We start from the raw sequence: 3080 nt of genomic DNA on the forward strand, positions 1-3080 counted from the left end.
CCGGTATTCTTTCCGCAGACGTCCGGCACGGCGCAGATGCTCTCGGCGTTTCTTACTTTCGGCATCGCATTTCTGGCCCGACCGCTGGGCTCCGCGCTGTTCGGCCACTTCGGCGACCGTATCGGGCGCAAGTCGACACTGGTCGCATCCTTGCTGTTGATGGGCGTGTGTACGACGCTGATCGGCGTGCTGCCGGGTTACGCCACGATTGGCGCGTGGGCACCGATTCTGCTGTGCGTGCTGCGCTTCGGGCAGGGGCTGGGATTGGGTGGCGAATGGGGCGGTGCCGCCCTGCTCGCCACGGAAAACGCGCCGAAAGGCAAACGCGCGTGGTTCGGTATGTTTCCGCAGCTTGGCCCTTCGATTGGTTTTCTCGCGGCCAACGGCTTGTTTCTAACCCTGGCCATGACTCTCGATGACGAGCAGTTCCGCAGTTGGGGCTGGCGGATTCCGTTTCTGCTCAGCGCAGCGCTGGTGATGGTCGGTCTTTATGTGCGATTGAAACTGCATGAAACACCGGTGTTCGCCAACGCCATCGCCCGTCAGGAACGGGTGAAGGTGCCGCTGGTCGAGCTGTTCAGCCAGTACTGGGCGCCGACACTGCTGGGCGCGGCGGCCATGGTGGTCTGTTATGCGCTGTTCTATATCTCGACGGTGTTTTCCCTGAGTTACGGGGTTTCCACACTTGGCTATAGCCGCGAAACCTTCCTCGGATTGCTGTGCTTCGCCGTTTTGTTCATGGCCGCTGCGACACCGCTTTCAGCCTGGGCCAGCGACCGCTACGGGCGCAAACCGGTGCTGATCATTGGTGGCGTGCTGGCGATTCTGTCTGGATTTCTGATGGAGCCGTTACTGACTCAGGGTTCGACCTGGGGTGTGGCGCTGTTTCTGTGCATCGAGCTGTTTTTGATGGGCGTGACATTTGCACCGATGGGCGCACTGTTGCCTGAGCTGTTTCCGACCCACGTGCGTTATACCGGTGCTTCGGCGGCGTATAACCTGGGCGGCATTGTCGGGGCCTCGGCGGCACCGTTCTTCGCACAGAAGCTGGTAGCGATGGGTGGTTTGAGTTATGTCGGCGGGTATGTGTCAGCGGCGGCGGTGCTGAGTTTGATTGCGGTGCTGTGTTTGAAAGAAACGCGCAATAACGATCTGAATCAGGTTGCCTGACAGATCGCTATCGCGAGCAGGCTCACTCCTACAGGGGAACGCATTCCAACTGTAGGAGTGAGCCTGCTCGCGATGGACGCGACCCGGTTTACAGCTCTACAACAACAGCCTGAGCAGCACGGGTCGCCTTGGCACGAGCAGCCTCGATCGACTCATCCCGCGCCAGCGCCACGCCCATGCGGCGCTGGCCATTCACTTCTGGCTTGCCAAACAGACGCAATGCCGTGTCCGGCTCGCTCAACGCCGCGCCGAGGTTGGCGAATGCGGTCTGCGTCGACTGCCCTTCCACCAGAATCACCGCCGAAGCCGAAGGCCCGAACTGACGGATCAGCGGTACCGGCAAGCCCAGAATCGCGCGAGCGTGCAGGGCGAACTGCGACAGATCCTGCGAAATCAATGTCACCAGACCGGTGTCATGCGGACGCGGCGAGACTTCGCTGAACCACACCTGATCACCTTTGATGAACAGCTCAACGCCGAACAGACCACGGCCACCCAACGCTTCAGTCACCGCTTTGGCAACGCGCTCGGATTCAGCCAGAGCAATCGGGCTCATGGCCTGAGGCTGCCAGGACTCCTGATAATCGCCCTTCTCCTGACGGTGACCGACCGGCGCGCAGAACGTGGTGCCGCCAATGTGGCGCACAGTCAGCAAGGTGATTTCGTAATCGAAATCGATGAAACCTTCGATGATCACCCGACCTTTGCCAGCGCGACCGCCTTCTTGCGCGTAATCCCAGGCTTTCTGCACGTCATCAGTGCTGCGCAACAGGCTCTGGCCTTTGCCCGACGAGCTCATCACCGGTTTGACGACGCATGGGAAACCGAGGTCCTCAACAGCTTTGCTGTAGTCCTCGAAGGTGTCGGCAAAGTGGTACGGCGAGGTCGGCAGATCCAGCTCTTCAGCGGCCAGACGACGGATGCCTTCGCGGTTCATGGTCAATTGCGCAGCGCGCGCGGTCGGGATCACGGTGAAGCCTTCGGCTTCCAGCTCGACCAGGGTGGCGGTGGCGATGGCCTCGATTTCCGGCACGATGAAGTGCGGCTTCTCGGCTTCGATCACGGCACGCAGGGCGGCGCCGTCGAGCATGTTGATCACGTGGCTGCGATGCGCAACTTGCATGGCCGGCGCGTTGGCGTAGCGGTCAACGGCGATTACTTCAACGCCCAGGCGTTGCAGCTCGATCACCACTTCCTTGCCCAACTCACCACAGCCACACAGCAATACGCGGGTCGCGGTTGGCGACAACGGAGTTCCGATACGGGTCATCTCAGGTCCTCAAAGAAGCGGATCATCGAGGAAAGCAGCGCCAGACGCGCTTTCCATGGGGAGAAAGCGCGGCATTTTACATGAACCTGAGGGTTTGGCTTCAGCCGGCGACAGCCTGTTTGCGCTCACGCCAGGCCATGATCAGCCAGACGGCAGTAACGCCGGCGAATTTCGACAGCAGAGCAGTGATGATCACCGGCGGCGTCAGCAGGTCGATCATGCCGAAGAAGATGAAGGTATCGAGAGGAATGCTCAGTGCCGAACTGATCCACAAGCGATCGCGCAATGGGCGTTTGGTGATGCTGAACACCAGCCAGTCGATGATTTCCGACACCGCGAACGCCGTGGCGCTGGCCAAGGCGATGGAGGGATCAGAGGTCACGTAGGAGAGCACCAACGCCGCCAGCATCGCCACGACTGCGCCGTGGCCGAAGCGGGTTTGCACCATGTCGCGCAGTATGAAGACCAGGCCGCCCCAGGCCGACCAGATGATGTCCAGGTGCGGCGCGGTGGAGAAGGCGAAGTTGATCAGCACAACGCTGCTGATGTAGGCGATGAGGAAAATCATGGAGGCGACCTGTCAGATTGGCGCACAGGTTACTTGACCGGCAAATCAAGAGCCACCCCCTCACCCCAGCCC

General features: G+C 60.7%; 3 protein-coding genes. 1 reads left to right on the forward strand and 2 read right to left on the reverse strand.

What is annotated here, in order from left to right:
- A partial coding sequence (locus PMI23_RS14260) for an MFS transporter (RefSeq protein ID WP_007949903.1) occupies nucleotides 1-1170 on the forward strand: 1170 nt, incomplete at its 5' end.
- 88 nt (nucleotides 1171-1258) lie between these two features.
- Here PMI23_RS14260 and purT read toward each other — a convergent pair.
- Both purT and PMI23_RS14270 read right to left on the reverse strand, forming a co-directional pair.
- Entirely contained in the window at nucleotides 1259-2440 is a 1182-nt protein-coding gene (gene purT, locus PMI23_RS14265) for a formate-dependent phosphoribosylglycinamide formyltransferase (protein ID WP_007908992.1), read from the reverse strand.
- Nucleotides 2441-2540: 100 nt separating this feature from the next.
- On the reverse strand, nucleotides 2541-3008 hold the full coding sequence (locus PMI23_RS14270; protein ID WP_007908993.1) for a VUT family protein: 468 nt from the start codon (nucleotides 3006-3008) through the stop codon (nucleotides 2541-2543).
- Nucleotides 3009-3080 lie beyond the last annotated feature (72 nt).

Source organism: Pseudomonas sp. GM24 (assembly GCF_000282235.1).
Lineage (GTDB): Bacteria > Pseudomonadota > Gammaproteobacteria > Pseudomonadales > Pseudomonadaceae > Aquipseudomonas.

Bases quoted from the DNA above. Each gene is read 5' to 3' on its own strand.
- purT (WP_007908992.1), bottom strand. From the start codon at position 2,440: ATGACCCGTATCGGAACTCCGTTGTCGCCAACCGCGACCCGCGTATTG.
- PMI23_RS14270 (WP_007908993.1), bottom strand. From the start codon at position 3,008: ATGATTTTCCTCATCGCCTACATCAGCAGCGTTGTGCTGATCAACTTC.